Origin of the sequence: Synechococcus sp. W4D4 (genome assembly GCF_047716805.1) — a bacterium.
In the GTDB taxonomy this organism is placed as follows: Bacteria; Cyanobacteriota; Cyanobacteriia; order PCC-6307; family Cyanobiaceae; genus Vulcanococcus.
Genome location: NZ_CP180404.1, coordinates 1,854,591 through 1,872,960, shown reverse-complemented (window position 1 = coordinate 1,872,960; position 18,370 = coordinate 1,854,591). Strand labels below are relative to the sequence as shown.

20 protein-coding genes are annotated in these 18,370 nt (G+C 63.0%); 12 read left to right on the top strand and 8 right to left on the bottom strand.

The window, feature by feature from the left end:
• Positions 1-2: 2 nt before the first annotated feature.
• From ACLM42_RS10515 to ACLM42_RS10495, 5 genes are read left to right on the top strand one after another with little or no spacing between them, the layout of a single operon-like run.
• Entirely contained in the window at positions 3-1,100 is a 1,098-nt protein-coding gene (locus ACLM42_RS10515) for a glycosyltransferase family 4 protein (protein ID WP_247909543.1), read from the top strand.
• Positions 1,090-2,331 (top strand): competence/damage-inducible protein A, encoded by a 1,242-nt coding sequence (locus ACLM42_RS10510; RefSeq protein ID WP_415399020.1) that lies wholly within the window; start codon positions 1,090-1,092, stop codon positions 2,329-2,331. Before ACLM42_RS10515 ends, ACLM42_RS10510 begins: the two co-directional genes overlap by 11 nt.
• A gap of 32 nt (positions 2,332-2,363) precedes the next feature.
• Positions 2,364-3,773, top strand: a complete 1,410-nt coding sequence (gene leuC, locus ACLM42_RS10505) for a 3-isopropylmalate dehydratase large subunit (RefSeq protein ID WP_415399019.1) — start codon at positions 2,364-2,366, stop codon at positions 3,771-3,773.
• 37 nt (positions 3,774-3,810) lie between these two features.
• On the top strand, positions 3,811-4,434 hold the full coding sequence (locus ACLM42_RS10500) for a 3-isopropylmalate dehydratase small subunit (RefSeq protein WP_415399018.1): 624 nt from the start codon (positions 3,811-3,813) through the stop codon (positions 4,432-4,434).
• Between the two features lie 54 nt (positions 4,435-4,488).
• A complete protein-coding gene (locus tag ACLM42_RS10495; RefSeq protein ID WP_415399017.1) occupies positions 4,489-4,992 on the top strand; it encodes a pentapeptide repeat-containing protein in 504 nt (167 codons plus the stop codon).
• Here ACLM42_RS10495 and ACLM42_RS10490 read toward each other — a convergent pair.
• Both ACLM42_RS10490 and ACLM42_RS10485 read right to left on the bottom strand, forming a co-directional pair.
• The gene (locus ACLM42_RS10490; RefSeq protein WP_415399016.1) at positions 4,986-8,177 is read right to left on the bottom strand and encodes a DUF3769 domain-containing protein; all 3,192 of its coding nucleotides are present in this window, start codon (positions 8,175-8,177) and stop codon (positions 4,986-4,988) included. The genes ACLM42_RS10495 and ACLM42_RS10490 overlap by 7 nt on opposite strands.
• A 167-nt stretch (positions 8,178-8,344) precedes the next feature.
• Positions 8,345-8,464, bottom strand: coding sequence for a photosystem II reaction center protein I (locus tag ACLM42_RS10485; RefSeq protein ID WP_010312075.1), 120 nt, complete (start codon positions 8,462-8,464; stop codon positions 8,345-8,347).
• Between the two features lie 100 nt (positions 8,465-8,564).
• On the opposite strand from ACLM42_RS10485, the gene ACLM42_RS10480 reads away from it, so the two are divergent.
• On the top strand, positions 8,565-11,561 hold the full coding sequence (locus tag ACLM42_RS10480) for an alpha-mannosidase (RefSeq protein ID WP_415399015.1): 2,997 nt from the start codon (positions 8,565-8,567) through the stop codon (positions 11,559-11,561).
• Here the strand turns inward: ACLM42_RS10480 and psbN are convergent.
• Positions 11,558-11,698, bottom strand: a complete 141-nt coding sequence (gene psbN / locus ACLM42_RS10475) for a photosystem II reaction center protein PsbN (RefSeq protein ID WP_247909536.1) — start codon at positions 11,696-11,698, stop codon at positions 11,558-11,560. The genes ACLM42_RS10480 and psbN overlap by 4 nt on opposite strands.
• An 86-nt stretch (positions 11,699-11,784) precedes the next feature.
• Here psbN and psbH point away from each other — a divergent pair, with 86 nt between their 5' ends.
• The 4 genes from psbH to ACLM42_RS10455 are packed head-to-tail and all read left to right on the top strand — an operon-like array spanning position 11,785 to position 13,145.
• The gene (gene psbH / locus ACLM42_RS10470; RefSeq protein WP_010314489.1) at positions 11,785-11,985 is read left to right on the top strand and encodes a photosystem II reaction center phosphoprotein PsbH; all 201 of its coding nucleotides are present in this window, start codon (positions 11,785-11,787) and stop codon (positions 11,983-11,985) included.
• A gap of 4 nt (positions 11,986-11,989) precedes the next feature.
• Entirely contained in the window at positions 11,990-12,241 is a 252-nt protein-coding gene (locus ACLM42_RS10465; protein WP_247909535.1) for a TatA/E family twin arginine-targeting protein translocase, read from the top strand.
• Between the two features lie 7 nt (positions 12,242-12,248).
• Positions 12,249-12,881 (top strand): aminoacyl-tRNA hydrolase, encoded by a 633-nt coding sequence (gene pth / locus ACLM42_RS10460; protein WP_247909534.1) that lies wholly within the window; start codon positions 12,249-12,251, stop codon positions 12,879-12,881.
• A gap of 6 nt (positions 12,882-12,887) precedes the next feature.
• Positions 12,888-13,145: a DUF3146 family protein gene (locus ACLM42_RS10455; protein WP_247909533.1), complete on the top strand. Its 258-nt coding sequence runs from the start codon at positions 12,888-12,890 to the stop codon at positions 13,143-13,145.
• Here ACLM42_RS10455 and ACLM42_RS10450 read toward each other — a convergent pair.
• The 4 genes from ACLM42_RS10450 to rph all read right to left on the bottom strand — a co-directional run bounded on the left by ACLM42_RS10450 (position 13,123) and on the right by rph (position 16,342).
• The gene (locus ACLM42_RS10450; RefSeq protein ID WP_415399014.1) at positions 13,123-13,572 is read right to left on the bottom strand and encodes a resolvase; all 450 of its coding nucleotides are present in this window, start codon (positions 13,570-13,572) and stop codon (positions 13,123-13,125) included. The two genes, ACLM42_RS10455 and ACLM42_RS10450, sit on opposite strands and share 23 nt — an antisense overlap.
• Positions 13,569-14,726, bottom strand: coding sequence for a DUF3084 domain-containing protein (locus tag ACLM42_RS10445; RefSeq protein WP_415399013.1), 1,158 nt, complete (start codon positions 14,724-14,726; stop codon positions 13,569-13,571). The genes ACLM42_RS10450 and ACLM42_RS10445 overlap by 4 nt, the downstream gene beginning before the upstream one ends.
• A 75-nt stretch (positions 14,727-14,801) precedes the next feature.
• A complete protein-coding gene (ntcA, locus tag ACLM42_RS10440) occupies positions 14,802-15,542 on the bottom strand; it encodes a global nitrogen regulator NtcA (protein ID WP_415399012.1) in 741 nt (246 codons plus the stop codon).
• A 65-nt stretch (positions 15,543-15,607) separates the two neighbouring features.
• A complete protein-coding gene (rph, locus tag ACLM42_RS10435) occupies positions 15,608-16,342 on the bottom strand; it encodes a ribonuclease PH (protein WP_415399011.1) in 735 nt (244 codons plus the stop codon).
• A gap of 117 nt (positions 16,343-16,459) precedes the next feature.
• On the opposite strand from rph, the gene ACLM42_RS10430 reads away from it, so the two are divergent.
• Together ACLM42_RS10430 and dcd are read left to right on the top strand one after the other, a co-directional pair.
• Positions 16,460-17,050 (top strand): cob(I)yrinic acid a,c-diamide adenosyltransferase, encoded by a 591-nt coding sequence (locus tag ACLM42_RS10430; RefSeq protein ID WP_415399010.1) that lies wholly within the window; start codon positions 16,460-16,462, stop codon positions 17,048-17,050.
• Positions 17,050-17,643 carry a dCTP deaminase gene (dcd, locus tag ACLM42_RS10425; RefSeq protein WP_415399009.1) on the top strand — a complete coding sequence of 198 codons (594 nt, stop codon included), beginning with the start codon at positions 17,050-17,052 and terminating at the stop codon, positions 17,641-17,643. Before ACLM42_RS10430 ends, dcd begins: the two co-directional genes overlap by 1 nt.
• A 3-nt stretch (positions 17,644-17,646) precedes the next feature.
• Here dcd and thyX read toward each other — a convergent pair whose 3' ends face one another.
• A complete protein-coding gene (thyX, locus tag ACLM42_RS10420; RefSeq protein WP_415399008.1) occupies positions 17,647-18,369 on the bottom strand; it encodes an FAD-dependent thymidylate synthase in 723 nt (240 codons plus the stop codon).
• Between the last annotated feature and the right edge of the window lies 1 nt (position 18,370).

Below are 18,370 nucleotides of genomic sequence, written 5' to 3'. Positions count from 1 at the left end.
CGATGATCTCCAGCCGGCCGGATCTTGCCGCTGTACTGGCTTTCGGGAGCGCTGCGGTGCTGACCGCCTTGATCGTTCCTCTGGTGCGCCAGTTAGGGCTGCGTTGGGGATTGATTGATCAGCCTGATCCCAGAAAGCAGCACACCACCCCGATGGTGCGTCTGGGTGGCATCGGAATTGTTGCTGGCTTTGTGCTGGCGCTGCTCCTCATCTGGCGGCTGGGCGGCTTTGTGGCGCTGCCGCCTGAGCGGGATGCCCTGATTTGGACCACCCTGGCTGGATCGCTTTGCTACTTCGTCATTGGACTGGCCGATGATCTGTTCGCCCTGCCCCCCTTGCCCCGCCTGGGCGGCCAGGTGGCGGTGGCCATGGCGGTGTGGAGCCAAGGGGTTCGCATCGGTGCGATCGATCTGCCCTTCGGTGGTGGTTCAGGGGTGATTCCATTGCCGGAATCGCTGAGCTTGCTGTTCACCGTGATTTGGCTCGTTGGGATCACCAACGCCATCAATTGGCTAGATGGGCTCGATGGTCTGGCTGCCGGTGTCAGTGGAATTGCAGCAGTGGCCTTGCTCTCGGTGAGCTACAGCCTCTCTCAGCCGGCCCCTGGCCTCCTGGCCGCGGCGCTGGCGGGCAGTTGCCTCGGGTTCCTGCGCCACAACTTCAATCCAGCCCAGATTTTTATGGGCGATGGAGGCTCCTACTTCTTGGGCTTTGCTTTGGCGGCCATCAGCATCGTTGGGCCGGCGAAGGGCTTGACCAGCGTCAGCTTGCTCTTCCCCCTACTGATCCTGGCCCTGCCCTTGGCTGACATGTCCGCCGTGATCATGGGCAGGGTCAGCGAGGGGCATTCCCCCTTCTATCCCGATCGGCGGCACTTGCATCACCGCTTGCTTCGGGCGGGGTTCAGTCATCGCCGCACGGTGCTCTTGATCTATGCCTTCACCCAGTGGCTGGCTGCTCTGGCGTTGGTCTTCGCCGGAGCCGAGTTGCGCTTCCTGTGGTTGACGCTGGCCACCGCAGTCTTGATCGCCGCCGTGACAATCTGCCGCCGCAGCTTGAGCCGTGAGCGGGCACGCCAGGACCAGGGCGTTGACGGCTGAGATCCTGTGCATCGGCAGCGAATTGCTGCTGGGCAACATCACCAATGGCAATGCCCGTTGGATTGCTGAGCAGTTGGCCTCTCTTGGGGTTCCGCATCAACGCCAGATGGTGGTGGGGGATAACCGTGAGCGCTTGATGGCCGAGGTGCGGCAGGCTGCTGGGCGCTGCCGCGTTTTGATCACAACGGGGGGGCTGGGCCCCACCCCCGACGACCTGACCACCGAGGCGATTGCCGCCGCGTTTGAGACGCCCTTGGTCGAACACCCCGAGGTCTGGGCCGAGATCCAAGCGCGGTTGTCCGCCCGAGGCCGGACTTGCTCCCCGAGCAATCGCCGCCAGGCGTTTTTGCCGAAGGGGGCTGAGCTGCTGCCGAATCCCACCGGGACGGCCCCCGGAATGATCTGGAGCCCGACTCCGGGCTTCACGGTGCTGACCTTCCCGGGAGTTCCCAGTGAGATGAAGGCGATGTGGCAGCAGACCGCTGCCCCTTGGTTGCGCCAGTCCGGCTTGGCCGCTGGGGTTTTCGCGAGCCGAATGCTGCACTTCTGGGGTGTCTCGGAATCGGCCTTGGCCGAGGAGATGGCCGATCTGCTCGAGCAGGTCAACCCGACCGTGGCTCCCTATGCCGGTGCTGGCGAGGTCAAGCTGCGGATCACGGCTCGCGCAGAGCGTCAAGCGGAGGCCGAAGCCCTGCTCCTTCCTGTGGAGCGTGAGATCCGAAGCCGCACTGGGCAGAGCTGTTTTGGGGTGGATGAGCAGAGCCTGGCTGCGGTGGTGCTGGAGCGTTTGCGGGAGCGGGGCCAGACCGTCGCCGTTGCCGAGAGTTGCACTGGTGGTGGTCTGGGAGCGGCCATGGCCGCAGTCCCCGGGGCCTCCGACGTGTTCCTCGGCGGGGTGATCGCCTACTCCAATCGCGTCAAGCAGCAGGTCCTCGGAGTGCCCCAGGCGTTGCTCGAAACCCACGGTGCTGTCAGCGATCCAGTTGCTGAAGCGATGGCTGAAGGGGCGCGTCGGTTGACGGGAGCGGATTGGGCCCTGGCGATCACGGGGGTGGCCGGACCGGGCGGCGGCACCGAGCAGAAGCCCGTGGGCTTGGTCCATATCGCGGTGGCCGGTCCCAGCGGTTGCAGCAGCGAGGGCATCCGCTTTGGCGCCAGTCGCGGCCGCCATTGGATTCAGACCTTGAGCGCGGGTGAGGCCCTGAACCGATTGAGGCTGCAGTTGGCCTGAGTAGGCTCGTCGATTCCGCTGCAGGCATCGGCGTGAGCTCCGGCACCCTCTACGACAAGGTTTGGGATCTGCATCAGGTCTCCCAACTGCCGGGTGGGGCCACCCAGCTCTTCATCGGCCTGCACCTAATCCACGAGGTCACCAGTCCCCAAGCTTTTGCAGGCTTGAAAGACTTGGGTTTGACGGTGCGCCATCCCGAGCGCACGGTCGCAACGGTGGATCACATCGTTCCGACCACTTCCCAGGCGCGCCCCTTCGCGGATCCGCTGGCGGAGGAAATGCTCGCGACCCTGGAGGCCAACTGCGCGGAGCACGGCATCACCCTGCACGGCATCGGCAGTGGTCGCCAAGGGATCGTGCACGTGATTGCTCCTGAGCTGGGATTGACCCAGCCGGGCATGACCGTGGCCTGCGGTGATTCCCACACCTCCACCCACGGGGCCTTCGGGGCAATCGCCTTTGGCATTGGCACCAGTCAGGTGCGTGATGTTCTGGCGAGCCAGAGCCTGGCGATGGGCAAGCTCAAGGTGCGCCGGATCTGGGTGGATGGTCAGCTCCAGCGCGGGGTCTATGCCAAGGACCTGGTGCTGCATGTCATCCGCACCCTGGGGGTGAAGGGCGGGGTGGGCTATGCGTACGAATTCGCTGGTCCAGCGATTGAGGCCCTCTCGATGGAGGAGCGGATGACCCTCTGCAACATGGCGATCGAGGGTGGGGCCCGCTGCGGCTACGTCAATCCTGATCAAGTCACCTTCGACTATCTCGAGGGCCGCCCCTTCGCTCCAAGTGGTGAGGCCTGGGCTGAGGCGGTGCGCTGGTGGAGTGGGTTGGCCAGCAGCAGTGATGCCGTCTTTGACGATGAGGTGCGTTTCGACGCTGCCTCCATCGCACCCACAGTCACTTGGGGCATCACCCCGGGCCAGGGGATCGGCGTGGATGAGGCCGTGCCCACCCTGGAGCAAACCGAGCCCGATGAGCGTCCCCTCGCAGAGGAGGCCTATCGCTATATGGATTTGCAGCCCGGCGCCCCCATCGCCGGGCTGCCGGTGGATGTCTGCTTCATCGGCAGCTGCACCAATGGCCGATTGAGTGACCTCCAGGCCGCGGCAGCGGTGGCGAAGGGACGTCACGTGGCTGAGGGCATCAAGGCCTTTGTGGTCCCGGGCAGTGAGCAGGTGGCGGCCGCTGCGGAAGCCGAAGGCCTCGACAAGGTCTTTGAAGCCGCTGGATTTGAGTGGCGTGAGCCGGGCTGCTCGATGTGCCTGGCGATGAATCCCGACCGCTTGGAAGGCCGCCAGATCAGCGCGAGCTCCAGCAACCGCAACTTCAAGGGGCGCCAGGGTTCGGCCAGCGGCCGCACCCTGTTGATGAGCCCAGCGATGGTGGCTGCAGCAGCGATTCATGGCCGCGTCAGTGATGTGCGCGCGTTACTCAACGCCTGATTGATCGGGTTTCAGACCGCGTTTTTCTTCTCAACCGATGGCTAGCTCCACTCCTTTTCCTTCCGGTTCGATCAGCCGTGTCTCTGGCACCAGCGTTGTGGTGCGCGGCGATGACATCGACACCGACCGGATTATTCCGGCCCGCTTCCTCAAGTGCGTCACCTTCGACGCTTTGGGCCCTGCGGCCTTCGCCGATGACCGCGCCGAGTTGGCTGGGGCGCATCCCTTTGATCGCCTGGAGCATCAAGAGGCGTCCGTGCTCCTGGTGAACCGCAATTTCGGGTGTGGTTCAAGCCGTGAGCATGCACCGCAGGCCCTGATGCGTTGGGGGATCCGGGTGGTGGTCGGTGAGAGCTTCGCTGAGATTTTCTTTGGGAACTGCCTGGCGCTTGGAATTCCCTGCCTCACAGCCGATCACGACACCATGCTGGCGATTCAGGCGGCGGCTGAGGCCGATGCAACCGCGGGTTTCGTGGTGGATGTTGATGCTTTGACCCTCTCGAGCGGAGATCAGCAGTGGGCGTTGACCTTGGCGGCGGGTCCCAAGCAGATGCTGCTCAGCGGGCAGTGGGATGCCACGGGTCAGTTGCTCGCCAATGACGATGCGCTCAAGGCCACGGCCCAAGGGCTCCCCTATCTGCGTCAGTTCCAAGCCGCCTGATCCGTGGCGGACAGTTGCGCCACTGTCTATGAATGAGATAGCGGCGCAACGGCGATGGCGATCGGCTGGCTTGGGAGTGGATCGGCTGGGGTTGCGCTGGCCTTGCTCTGCTGCCAGGGATCGCTGCAATCTGCTCCGCTGATTGTCGAGCCTTACCCAGAGGCAGCTGGTCTGGGTGCCCCGGCTTGGCCGGGCTGCCCTGGCTGTGATCTGCGCGGAGCTGACCTGAGGGGCTTGATGCTGAACGGCATCGATCTGCGCGAGGCGGACCTGCGCGGAGCGGATCTACGCCAAAGCAACTTGGAAGGAGCGGATCTCACTGGCGCCAACTTGGAGGGTGCACTGCTGCAGGACACCCGGCTCAGCAATGCGGATCTGAGTGACGCCAACTTGAGCCGCGCCAACTTGAGCGGAGCGGTGATGATTCAGGCCCTGACCCCTGGGTTGAAACTCGATCAGACGGTCCTGGTGGGTGTGGATTTCACCGGGAGCCACTTGATGGTGGGTGGTGAAGTGCTGGATGGACCGAGTCCATTGCCGCAGTTACCCCCTCAATAGAGGCCCTGGCGTTTCTTGGTGAAATCGGTTGGGGTGTAAGGCACGAATGGCAGACCCGTACCCCTGTAGTTGAAGTCGTTGAGCTTCACGCGGATGCCACCGACTTGCTCGTAGGGGCTGTAGTAAATCGCGAATTCGTAGCTGCGGCGCTGCCAGATCAGCTCGGCGAAGGAGCCGGTGATGTCGCCGTAGTAGCCCGAATTGCCATCGACGTTGAAGCCGATGCCACCGCTGAAGAGCAATGGGCCAATCAGCTGCTGCTTCCAGCCGAACGCCAAGGTGGCGAGATCGACGTTTCGGTCAAAGCTGAAGGGGCTTTGGCCCTGCTGCAGGCTGCCGCCACCGGAGATGGAAATCTGTGTGAAGTCGAAGAAGTTTTTCTCCAGCCGGCCCAAGGTCAGCGTCGGTCCACCGGTCAGCGTGACGGTGTTTTGGCTCGTCCCATCCCCGTAGTAATCGAGACGGACGTTGGTGTTGGTGTTTAGCCGGAGTCCGGGTTCAATCGGTCTGGGGGTGTTTTGCGTGGTCCTGGGGTTGTCTCGGTCGCCAGCTTTGCCCCGCCAGAGCTGCAAGCTGCTGTTCACAGCCCCGTAGAAACTGCCGCGGGTGCTGTCGATGAGGTTGGAGCTGTTGAACTCGCTGCCTTGGAAGTTGCCGAAGGCGGCACGCCAGTAATAGTTGTGGTTGATCTTTCCCCAGGGTTTCAGGTCGCCTTGGCGCTCAATCGAAGCGCCGAGTGCTGAGTAGACATCCTGTTGGCCGAGCGATCCGTTGTAGGTCTTGTAGCGGTAGGCGCCGAAGAGTCGCGTGGTGTAGGTGCCGCCTGGAATCAAGCCAATTTTGGGGATAAAGATCTGCCTCGAGAAGTCGCCCCAACTGCGGGTGCCATTGGCCATGTTTTGGGGATTCAAGGTTGGCAGACTGACGGTGAAGTCACTCGTTGAATAACCAAAGACCGATCCCTCAAGCTTGATCAGGGCACCGAAGAGGTCGCCGATTTGTGCGGGTTGTGAGCCCGTGGGCCCACCGACTGGATCACCAGGCAGCACAAAGCTATTGACCTGACCATTGAGGGCCCGGGCCACCATGAATTGCGGTTGAACTTTTAACTTGAGGGGCTGCTCTTCAACGCGGACGCCGTTGGGTTTGGTGAAGGAGCGCCCTTTGATCAGTTCGATTTCTTTGAGGTTGTACCCGAAGTAGATGCCGCTGCGATCCACACCGTCATCAGCAATCACCCAAGCGTTGTCGGCGGGTTGATCCTTCTCCAGGGCGATGTTGTTTCGCATCGGAATCGGAAGACGGTTTTCAAGAATCAAGCGGCTGCGCTTGGCGCTGATCTTGGTGCGTTCCTCGCTTTCTTGAACGGCGACCACGTCTTCCAGGTCGATCCAGGACTGTGCCGGGGTAAAGGGGTCGTTGCTGAAGGCGGCGCGATTGGCAGCCCACCCCGTGGGTGTGATCAAGATGCGGGCAGCCTGAAAACGCCAGCGGCTGACAAATCCCTCGATCAGTTTTTGATCGCCATTGGGATTCATCAACTGGCTCGGCTGCACGGTGCCGAAGTCGTCCTCTTCTTGCGCTCGGCTGACAAATTGCGTACCCGCACGCCGCTCAACTTTGAGGCTGCGGACGTAATAGAGGTCGCTGATGCGTTGATCGACGATGGCCTCGATCGCTTCGTGTCGTTCAGCCTCCAGTTCAGCCGCAGGGACAGTCGAAAGCGCTGGAGCGACCGGTGGTTGGCTGGCACTGGTGGCCTGCGAAGGCTTGGCTTCGGCGACAGCGTTCAGCTGATCAGCAAGGGGCTTCTGCCTCTGCTCTTCGTCGGGGCTGGGTGCGCCAGGGCAGCCGGCTGCAGGGGGCATCAGTGGCGCAATCCGCGGGGGGGTGGATTGGCCATAGCGGTAGCGAACGCCGACCAAGTAGGCATTGCTGCCTTCGCTCACGCCGCCGTAGGTGCCATAGGCACCGGAGCGGTGGTGCAGGCGACCGACCACGGACCACTGGGGTTTGACCAGGGCTTCGACTTCAAAGCCCAGGTAGTTGAGGAACGTTTGGTAGTTCTGCCGGAAGGTCTGCTCGTAGAGGCTGTTGCTGGTGAGCAAGCTCACGCCTTCGAAGAACCCAAGGCTCAACCAGGGCTGCAGCCAAGCCCTTAGGCCGAGGGCCGCGGTGAATTCACCGAAGGTTTGGGGGGGAAGCGGTGCGAAGGGTTCGCTGTTGTTGAACTCGCCTCCGGGCTGCCAGCTGGTTTTGTGCAGCAAGGCATTGGAATCGAATTCCATGGCCAGGGGGCCGGCGTCGACAAGCCGTTTGTTGAAGTTCAGGCCCCAGACGTTTTCGGGTCGCCAGCGTCCGTTGAAGGTGAAGGAGTCACCGAAGCTGGCATCGATCGCTTGTCCGTAGCCCCAGGCGGTCACGGCAAGGGGATAGGGATGCCAATCCGGAACGGGAGGAATGAGTGGCGCGCAGACCATTGATTGGGCCGCGGGTGCCACAGCAATCGGCGGAACCCGCCAATCCGCGAGTTGTGCTGGCTCCGGTAGCCCCAGGAGTTGCTCTGAGCTGGTAACCCCGTTGAGAGCTAATCCCGGCAGCAGTGCTTCGCCGGAGTGTTGTAGGGGGGATTGGGCGAGGGCCAGCTCGGCGGCCGTGGCTTGGTTGCTCCAGTTGGCGCTCACCAGAACCTGACCCCTGGGGCCTCTTCGAATTAGCTCTGGCGATGCGGTTCCAAAGGACGGCCTTTCGTAGGAGCTGGAGGTGGGCCAATAGCTCAGCGACGGCAGCGCAACGGAGGGGTAGGCCTTGAGGTCGAAGTCGACCTCGCTGGTGTCGAAGTCGATGACCCCGTAGACGGCATCGGCATCACCGCTGTTTTCGATCAGGCTGTAGCGGAGGCTGTTGGCCTGGAAGTACTGCTCACCGCGTTGGAAGCGAACGCGCCCGGTCAGCAGCAGCGTGCGTGTTGCGGTCTCGTACTCGAGTCGATCAGCCAGGACGCGGCCGCCGGCTAGATCAATTTGAACGTCGCCCTTGGCGACAAAGCGATTGATGCGTTGATCGAACCCCTGCTCGTTCGCAAGCAGATTGATCACGACCGGCGGGGACTGATCAGCGCTGGCTTTGGTGAGCGCTGAAACAGAGGGCACCGCTGCCGGCTTTGCCGCCCAAGCAGCACCCACGGGCGCCAAGTTGATGGCCGCAATCGAACATGCAGAAACCCCTTGGATCAGTCTCTTCCGGAGCTGAGTCACCAAGGAGTCGCGCAAGGCCGTGATACTGCCACGGCCATCTGGTCAAACGGATGAGGTCGTGCCGGTTGCTCAGCCCACCTCAGGGGCTCTGAGGATCACTCCTCAAGGTCCTTGCGGCTTGGGGTGCGGCTGGGATCGCTGGCCAGGAAGCCGAACACGAAGATCCCGATAAAGAAGAAAACGACCGAGTAAACCGAGATCTTGAGGGCAAGCATGGGTCTGTCCGGCGGGTGACAGGGAGTGACAAGCGCCAAATGGGCCCTAAACGAGCCGGCGGCAGCCGCATCATCCTATGGGTCGTGAACACGCTGACTGATGACAGAGGGGCCAGAGGGCGCTGTTCGCTCCTGGATTGAAACGTTTCAGGCACAAACCCGTTGGGACCTGCTGCCGCTCTGGAGCGTGCAAAGTCCAGGTGGGGACAGTCGTTTGGCCTTGGACGACCCCTGGGGTGCGTGCCACCGCCCTGACTGGCATCGACGCGGACTGTTGAGTTGGCCGCGCGGTGGGCGTTGGCTGAGCCTGCGGTTGGACTTGGTTTGCCCAGAGCCCTGGCAGGCGATTCAGCAGGTGGACAGGCGCGCCCGTTTGGCCCTCTGCTGGTGGGCAGATGCCGCGGAGCTTTGGGCCGGCGGCGTCTTGGTTCACCAAGGTGACCTGTTCGACAGCGCCTGCCGCTGGGAATTGCCGTCCTCCTGGTGGGACGGGGAGCCCTTGCCGTTGGAATTGCGGCTGCGCTCTCCCCTGCATGACGACGGCGCCTTGATCCATAGCCGGGTCGATCAGGAGCCCACTGGTCTCGGCGACCCCGCTGGGGTGCTTGCCGCCGATGCTTTGGCTCTTGGGGCCTCACGTCTGGCGCCGGAGGCCTTGGCTGCCTTGCAGCCTCAGCTGGAAGCTGGGGGTGTCTCCAGCGTCTTGAGGCAATTCGCCCAGGCCCGTCCTCCTGGCGGTTTTCATCTGCTGGGCCATGCCCATCTGGATCTGGCGTGGCTGTGGCCGGTGGCGGACACCTGGCAGGCGGCGATTCGCACCTTTGAGTCGGCGCTGGGTCTGATGGATCGGGATCCATCGCTTCATTTCGCCCACTCCACCCCGGCGCTGTACGCCTGGATTGAGCAGCACCGGCCGGCTCTTTTTGCCCGCCTTCAAGCGGCGATGGAGCAGGGCCGCTTTGAGCCAATCAATGGCCCGTGGGTTGAAAGCGATTGCGTCTTGGTGGGTGTCCCATCGCTGCTGCGGCAGTTCGAGGAGGGGCAGGCCTATAGCCGCAGCCGCTTTCCCCAGTGGTCACACGAGCTGTGCTGGTTGCCGGACAGTTTTGGCTTCGCCGCCGGGTTGCCTGCCGTTGCGCAGCTGAGCGGAGTGCGCTGGTTCTGCACCCACAAGTTGGCCTGGAACAGCACCAACGCCTTCCCCCATCGCTTGTTCCGTTGGCGTAGTGCCGATGGCTCAGAGCTGTTGGCGTTGGCGACGGCTCCGATTGGCACTGGTGGCGATCCCCAGGGGATGGAGACCTACCGGCAGCAGTGGCAGGCGGCGACGGGCGTGGATCGGGCCCTTTGGCTCCCGGGGGTGGGCGACCACGGTGGTGGTCCGACCGCGGAGATGCTCGAGCAGTTGGCCCTCTGGCAGCACCAGCCCGTGGCCTGCCCGCAGCAGCACGGAACCTTGCGCAGCTACCTCGAGGGCTTGGATCCGCTGGCGAGCGGGCTGCCAGTTTGGCGCGATGAGCTCTATCTCGAGCTGCATCAGGGCTGTGCCACGACCCGCCCCGATCAAAAGCGCCACAACCGGACCCTGGAGCGCTTGCTGAGGGAACTCGACTGGACCTCGGCCCTGCTCCACCTCGGGGGCGCGGGCCAGCCTGGCGCTGATTGGCGGCCGCTGCTGTTTCAGCAGTTCCATGACATCCTTCCTGGCACCTCGATTCCCGAGGTTTTTGAGCAGGCGGAACCCCAATGGCGGCAGGCGCGCCGCCAGGCCTCCAGTCAGCGGGATCGCCTTCTGCAGGACCGACTTCCAGCCCGCGGCGGCGATCAGCCCTGGTGGCTGGTGCAGTTGCAACCCCAGCCCGCTGAGCTGGTGACCCTGCGCCTGCCCGCCGGCTCGTGGTGCATCCAGGGTGCCCAAGACCAGCTCCCGAGCCAGGCGCGGACGACCGGCGGCACCTGGGTTCAACTCCCCCTGCCCGCTGGCCTTCAGGCGATCCCCCTCGAGCGTTCCGATCGGCTCATGCAGGCCCCTGCGGACATCACGCATCCGGTTGCCCTGGAGGCCACCGGTGAGACCTGGCGATTGGGCAACGGGTTGGTGCAGGTGGAGATCGGGGCGGACGGCATCCAGCAGCTCTGGGGGGGTGACGGTGTGCCGCAACTCTCAGGGCCCATCCAATGGCGCCGTTGGCGCGATCAGGGGGAGTTTTGGGATGCCTGGGACATCGCGGCGGACTACCGCGACCACCCTTTGCCCCTCTTATGGCAGGGAGCTCCAGAGCTGGTGGAGCAAGGACCGCTCTGCTGCCGGTTTGTGGCTCGAGGCCGCTGCGGGCAAAGCCCGCTCCGGCTCGACATTCAGCTGCGGGCTGCTTCTCCGTATGTGGAGTTGACCTTGACGGTCGATTGGCGCCAGCGCCATGAGCTCCTGCGGCTGGAGTTGCCGTTGGCGCAAGTGGCCGAGCGCTACGCCGCTGATACCTCCGCTGGGGTCCTCGAGCGGCCGGCCCATGCCTTGACGCCGAGGGAGCAAGCTCGCTGGGAAGTGACGGCGATCAGCTGGGTGGCCAGCCAGTCCAAAGCGGGTGCGGGAGGTCTGGCGGTCTTGCTGGATGGTCCCCAGGGGGTCTCCGTGACTTCAGATCAGCTGGGCGTCTCTTTGCTGCGGGCTCCCACCTGGCCGGATCCCTCTGGCGATAACGGCATCCAGCGCCTTCGCCTCGCGTTGTACCCCTCTCGGCACGGCTGGAGTTCGGCTGAAGTGCCCCGTTTGGCAGGGCGTTTTCGCGAGCCCCTTTGGATTCGGCCTGCTCCACGTCGCGCCCAGGAGGTCAGTGGTCAGCGCGAGATCGCCGGTTCCATCGACCTGTTGGAGGGCGTCGACTGGGCCAATGCCCAGGTCCGGGTTCTCAGTTGCAGGCCTGGGTCTCGCCCAGGGCGACTAGCGCTGAGGCTGCAGAACCTGAGTCCCCAGCGACAGCGCTGGACCCTGGTCTCCAACTGGCGCTGGCGTTATGGAGACAGTGAGCCATGGACGCGCGGAGGCCTTGTGCTCAAGCCGTGGCAGCTGCTGGCTCTGGAGTTGGAACGCGACTAGTCCTCGTGGTCGTCGAAGGGGTCGCTGAGCTGCTTCGACGGTGGTCCAAAAGCGGTGTAGATCCCGAAGCCGGTCAGGCCCAGCAGCACGACCAAGACGGCCAGTGCCACTGACATGGCTGGGGAGGTGGTTTCCATCACAACTCTCGACGGGGCCGGCCGCTCGAGCAGCCAGGCCCCTTACAGTAACGACACCTACTCCTTGCCAGAGAGCACAGCCCGTCATGGCTCAACGCACCCGCCTGGGAGATCTGCTGCGTCCCCTGAACTCCGAGTACGGCAAGGTTGTGCCTGGCTGGGGTACCACTCCAGTGATGGGCGTGTTCATGGCCCTGTTCCTGGTGTTCCTGTTGGTGATCCTTCAGCTGTACAACAAGTCGCTGATCCTCGACGGCATCACCGTGAACTGGAACGGCATCGGCTGATTCGATGAACGTGTTTGGGATCGGACTTCCTGAGATGGCGGTGATTGCCGCCGTAGGTCTTTTGGTGTTTGGTCCCAAGCGCCTCCCTGAATTGGGTCGCACCCTTGGGAAAACCTTGAAGGGCTTCCAGTCCGCCTCGAAGGAATTTGAGCAGGAGTTCCGTAAGGCCGTCGACACCGTGGAAGCTGAAGTCACTCAGGCAACTCCCGATTCGCAGCCTCAACTCAAGGCCGAAGACGAGCAAGCGGCCGGTTGAGGCATTCATGACTCCTTTGAGTCTTGTTGTTGGTTTGGGTAACCCGGGCGAGAAGTACGCAGGCACCCGCCACAACGTCGGTTTCATGGCGCTTGAGCAGTTGGCGAAGCGTCAAAACAGCAGCTTTAAGCAGCAGTCCAAGTTGCATGGCTTGCTGGCTGAAGTGGGGCAAGGTGCAGAGCGTTTGCGTTTGTTGATGCCCCAGACCTATATGAACGACAGCGGTCGCTCGATTCGGGCGGCTCTGGATTGGTTTGGGTTTGAACCGGCTCAGATGCTGATCCTTGTGGATGACATGGATCTTCCCCTTGGTCGATTGCGCTTGAGGCTCTCGGGTGGTGCTGGGGGACACAACGGCTTGCGCAGCACCATTTCCCATCTCGGGAGTCAAGAGTTTCCTCGCCTTCGGATTGGGATTGGTGCCCCTGCACTGAACCCGGTTGAGCGCAAACAGCGCACCGTTGGCCACGTGCTCGGCCGCTTTGCAGTCGCCGAACAGCCGGTTCTTGGGGAAGTCATTGATGAGGTCTTGTCTGGCCTCGATCTGATCCAACGCCTGGGGTTTGAGCGGGCTGGTAACAGGCTCAACGGTTTTGTTGCTCCCTCTGCAGCCAAGCTGGTCGAGCAACCCACTGCCTGAGTCCGCGTGAGTCGCCTCCCCACCACGACGGCGCAATTGCGGGTGCTGCGCCAAAGCTTTAGCCAGCGGGTGCTCGAGGGTGAGGTTAGTGCTGGTGGATTTCAGTGGACCTTCGCCTGGTTCTTTGATCGCGGCGAGCTGCAGGTGGAGCCCTCCCTGGGCCGGGCTTTGATTCAGGACGCGTTGCTGCGCTTCCTGCTGAAAACCGACTACCAGCTGGAGGCTGGTGGGGACTACGCCTTCAACGTTCGCGCGAAGTTTTGAGGCGCAGCAGGGGCAAGCCAGGAGAACGTCTGAGTTCAGTGCCCCAATGGCGTTCCAGCAGCAGCTGCGCGACCACATCGTCGTAGTCCCGTGGGGGCAGCCTGAGGCCCTCCGGCAGTAATCGCCGCCAGCCTTGAGGCGGTTCCAGCTGCCAGTAGCGCGAGCGTGCGGCCAGGGTGGTTCCAGCTTCAGGGGTCACGTGGACGCTGAGGCCGAGGGCGATGAGCTCTTGTTGCCAGTGTTTGCTGCCCGTTCCATTGCCGAGCACCACCGCTTCGAGGCCAGGGTCAACCTGCCAGATCTGAATTTGAGCCAGGCAGTCCTCAGGAGAGAGCACGGCGGCGACGGTGACCATCCCGGCGACCTGGTCACACAAGGCCAATCCACATTTGCTGAGGCCTGGGTCCAGGCCGAGCCAAGTGCTCATGGGCTTTGCCAGCGGATGTCCACGGCAATGGGGTCGGCCAGATCGCTGTTGGCTCTCGAGACGGCCTCGAGTTTCGCCGTCTTTCCCTGGGGACGGTTCACCAGGGCGTCGGCCAGTTGGCTGAGGCGCGCCGGGTCGAATTGGAGGCCATTGGCTAGAGCCCCTTGGCGTTGGGCGCGGGTGAAGGCCGCGGCTAGGAGCAGGTTGAGGCGGCTGCGCACCTGATCTGGTGATCGTTCATCGATCTCCAGGACGGTGGTGGCCAGTTGCTCACCGCTGCGAACGACCCGCTTATTGGGCCTGACATCTGGGAAAGCCACCACCTGACGCTCGCCCTTGAGCACGTTGGCGGCCGAGATCAGACTGACCACCCACTCACCTCTCTTGCTGAGGGTCGTCTCCAATTTGCTGATGTCGCTGCGCGGGACCAGGAGGATTTGGCGGTTGGGTGTCTCCCCGGGTAGCACCCGTTGGTAGACGTTCAGATTCGTGCGTTGCAGCAGCGCGTGAATCACCTCCCTGGCCTGGCTGGGTTTCTCGATTCGCACCTTGGCGACCTCGAGGAGTTGGCCGCTGCTGATCACCACATCGCCTTGCCGTAGGGCAATCAGATTGCGCTCGAGGCGCTCCAGTTCTTGGCTGCTGCTCTTGATCTTGCTGTTCAGCTTGGCGAGCTCAGAGCGGTTGCGTTGTAGGTCTGCATCCTTGGCCGCGATGTCGCGGCTGAGGCGATCGCGCTCGGCTTCCAGTTGCCGGCGTTGCTCCATCAGCGGGGCCAGTTCCCGTTGGAGTCGGCTGGCCTGCTGGGCCACCACCTTGAGTTGGCTTTGGGCCTCGCTGCGTTCCTTCTCTGCACTGCGAAGGGCTGTGCGGCTCTGTGCCAAGTCGTTGCGGCTGTCCCGCAAGCGCTGCTCGATCTGATCGAGTTCGAACAGCCCCGTGCGCAGGCGATCACTGACGAGCAGCATCAGACCGAGCGAGATCGCGCTGATCAAGCTGCCCGTCAGGACCGTGATGACCACGGCCGTCTTCTTGGGCCGGAGCCGAAACAAGCTCAGACGCGCCTTGCCGACCTTGGATCCCAAGCGATCTCCCAGGGTGGAGAGCACTCCCCCGAGGATGAGCAGCGCCAGGATGAGGATCCAGCCGGACACGACGTTGGGCGACGACGGTCAGTATCGGTTGCAGGCGGTGGGAAATCAGCTGGGATCAGCCACCAGTTCAGCCGTTTAGCTGAAGCGTTTGGCGAGGGCCAAGGGATCGAAAACGGTGATTTTCTTGCGGTCGATTTGCACCAGACCGTCGTTGCGTAAGTCACCCAGCAGGCGTGTGATGGTGACCCGGGTGGATCCAATCGCTTCGGCGATGGCCTGGTGGGAGAGACGCAGGTCGATCGTGATGCCTTCGCTGCTGGGAACCCCAAAGTCGCGGCAGAGCACCAGCAGGAAACTCACCAGTCGCGAGGACATGTCGCGGTGGGTGAGGGTTTCGATCATGGTCTCGGTTTGCAGGATCCGAGAGGACAGGCCCTGCAGCAGCAGCAGGCCCACCGCGGGGTCTTGCTCAATGGCCTTCCGCACCGAGGTGGCGGGGGCTGTCACGAGCTCGACGCGGGTGAAAGCAATGGAGTGATAGAAGCGGTCCGAGCGCTGACCAGTCAGCAGGGAGAGCACCCCGAACAGGCTGTTTTCCCTCAGGAGCGCCACCGTGATCTCCTCGCCCGATTCATAGACGCGGGAGAGGCGGATTGCTCCGCGTTTGAGGAGGTAGACCTTCTCGGCTGGATCCCCAGGGAAAAAGATCGTTTTGCCGCGCTCGACGATTTCCGTCGTGCTGCCGCTGAGGCCCCGGATCACATCCAGGAGCGTTGCATTAGGCGGTAGCGGACTGCCCGCGATCGGTGCGATCACGGACGTACCGGTAGTGGGGCTAGGGGAGTAGCGGCTGAATCCTTGCGTGGCCACAACCATGTCAGCGCGACTGATGTGTTTATGAACCTACGGATCAGTCCAGGGCAGCCATGTAGCCATTGAAACTAATTCGGGGCTTCTGCCAAGGCCTGGCTCTGAGCGCTCAGAAGGCGCTGGATTCCAGCTTCGGCCAGGTCAACCAGGGTAGAAAGCTGTTGGCGACTGAAGGGTGCGCCCTCTGCGGTGCCCTGAATTTCGAGCAAATGCTGCTCTTGATTCATCACCACGTTCAAATCCACCTCGGCTCGGCTGTCTTCGCTGTAGTCCAGATCCAGTAGCGCTTCCCCATCGACCAGGCCAACCGAGACTGCTGCCACCTGACCGATTAAGGGAGATCGCTCCAGCACCCCCCGCTGCTCGAGCCGGCGCAGTCCCAGGGCCAAGGCGGCCCAGGCCCCAGTAATGGAGGCCGTGCGGGTCCCGGCGTCGGCCTGCAGAACGTCGCAATCGATCTGCAGCGTCCTCTCGCCCAGAGCCTCGAGATCGAGGCAGGCCCTGAGGCTGCGGCCAATCAGGCGTTGAATTTCCTGGGTGCGGCCGCTCAGCTTAATCAGCTCCCTTGGCTGGCGGCTGGGGGTGCTGGCCGGCAGCAGTCTGTAGTCGGCACTCAGCCAGCCTTTGCCTGAACCTTTTCGCCATTTCGGGACGCCTTCTTCGAGGCAAACGCTGCAGATCACGGCGGTTCGCCCCGTGTGAACCGTGACTGAGCTCAGGGCAAACCCCATCGGATCCCAGTCGAAGCGAGTGCTGCGCAGATCCATGGCGCCGCGGCCGTCCCGCCGGGGTTGGGTGCTGCTCATTGCGGGCTGGCTCAGTGTCTCGATGGTACGGGTGTTTGCACTACAGGTAGTGCTTGTTGCTTGCCGGACGGCCTAACGCCGCTACATTCAGGATCCCAAGCGGCAGCCATGCAATCGATGACGGCCAGCCTTGCAGCCACTCCCAGCGCTACGCCCCGTGCTGGACACCTGCGCCCGCTGGCCTCGATTCCAGCGTCTGCTCCTTCCCGCAGCGTTCGTCTGGCGGCCCAGCAGGAGGGGCAACTTCAGGTGCATACAGCGCCGTTCCGCGGCAGCTTCAGCGGGGTGTTCAGTCAGGCCTTGCGCAGTGCAGGACTGGGCAGTCGTGTCCTGGTCAGCCAGTTTCTTAAAGGTGGCGTCGATCAAGGCCTCGAGCGCAGCGTCTGGCTCTGTGGCCGTCTGCAGTGGCTCAGGCCAGCGGTGTCGGGTTGTTTGGCGGAGCCCACGCCTGCGTCCCAGGCGGATGTGGAGGCCGTGAGGGAGATCTGGGAGTACACCCGGGAGCAGCTCCTGGGTGGTCAGCTCGATCAGCTGGTGCTGGATGAGCTCGGTCTGGCGGTGGAGTTGGGCTATCTGGCTGAGGTGGAAGTGGTCTCTGCTCTGGAGCAGCGGCCCTCTCACCTGGATGTGATCCTGACTGGGCCGTCCATGCCCACGGCTTTGTTGGCCATGGCTGATCAGGTCACCCAGCTGCGCCGAGGTTTCTAATGCTCAAAAACGACCGTTGGATCAATGAGCAGGCCGCTGCAGGCATGCTCGAGCCGTTTCAGCCGCAGCTGGTTCGTCATCTCGACCCTGAGAACAGCGAAAAGCCGGTGCTGAGCTTTGGCTGCTCGTCCTATGGCTACGACCTGCGCCTGTCCCCCCAGGAGTTCCTGATCTTCCGGCACGTGCCTGGAACGATCATGAACCCCAAGCGCTTCAATCCAGCCAACTTGGAGCCGGTGCCCTTGCACGAGGACGAAGACGGCGCGTACTTCATCCTCCCGGCCCATTCCTATGGGTTGGGTGTGGCGCTCGAAAAGATGCGTGTACCACCCAACATCACCGTGATCTGCCTGGGCAAGAGCACCTATGCCCGCCTGGGAATCATCGTCAACACCACTCCAGCTGAGGCCAGCTGGGAAGGTCACCTGACCTTGGAGTTCAGCAACTCCTCCGGTGCGGACTGCCGGATTTATGCCAATGAGGGCATCTGCCAGCTGCTCTTTTTTGAAGGAGACCCCTGCGAGACGACCTACAAGGACCGGGCCGGGAAGTACCAGCACCAGCCCGAGCGGGTGACTCTGGCGCGAATCTGAGGCTCAGGGAGCCAAGCGCGCCTTGTGTAGGCGGCTCTTTTCGTACCAAGCCGCAAACTCTGGGGCCCAGGCCTGGAGGTGTGGCCACATCAGGTCACAGAGCACCCGGATCTCTTCCTGGGCGTCGAGCTTGGCGCGCAGGTCCATGAAGTGCAGGAACGCCCGCAGCGAGAAGCTCACCACAAAGTGCTGGCGGTAATCGAAGGGCAAGATGCCGCGGGCGTGTTCTTCCGCGAAGCCTGCCGCCAGCATGTCGCGGTAGCGCTCAGCGGCCACTTGGCAGAGGGCGAGATCCTTCTGCCGCTCTTCAGCCGTGTAGGTGTACTTCTTGCCTTGTCGATCGCTGTACTGCCCTTCAGGGCGGAGGTAGAAGACCTCTTCCAGTTCGAGTTCCCCGTTGGCCGCACGGCAGATCCGATCGCCCGTGTAGCGCATCGATTGGACGTCAAAGCTCACGCCCACCCTGTGGGTGCGGGCCTGCTGCATCACAGAGTGGGGGAACCAGCCGACATTCAGAACGATCTGGGCGTGCTCGAGCGGGCCGTAGTGACCGCGCTCGCCGGCCAGTAGACGTTTGACGCAGATCTCTCCGGCACGGGTCTCATCAGGCCATTCCGCCCGATCAGCGGCCACAAACCCTTCGCTGTAGTCCTGGTGCATCCCCGCGTAGACGCACTGCTGGGGGTTGGGGGTCGCTGCAATCAGCTCAACCCGAAAGCGTTTCATG